The following is a 254-nucleotide window of genomic DNA, read 5'->3' as shown; positions in this document are numbered from 1 at the left end:
CCCGCCGTTGACATTCACTTTCTCAGAATCAAAGCCCAGGTTTTTCCCAACGGCAAGGAACTGTGCAGCAAATGCTTCATTAGCCTCAATGAGATCAATATCCGCCAGTTGCAGCCCCGCCAGTTGTAACGCTTTTTGCGTGGCAGGTACTGGCCCCATACCCATCAATGCGGGGGGCACGCCACCGCTGGCATAACTTTTAATGCGAGCCAGGGGGGTAAGGCCTGCTGCCAGCGCCGCAGATTCTTCCATAA

At 54.7% G+C, this 254-nt stretch carries 1 pseudogene; it reads right to left on the bottom strand.

Annotated features, from left to right (window positions below):
* A pseudogene (locus FN960_RS24440) lies at positions 1 to 254 on the bottom strand (acetyl-CoA C-acyltransferase); the annotation flags it as partial.

The sequence above is a fragment of the Alkalicoccobacillus porphyridii genome, from assembly GCF_007293315.1.
GTDB lineage: Bacteria > Bacillota > Bacilli > Bacillales > Bacillaceae_D > Alkalicoccobacillus > Alkalicoccobacillus porphyridii.
This window is presented reverse-complemented; position numbering and strand designations above follow the sequence as displayed.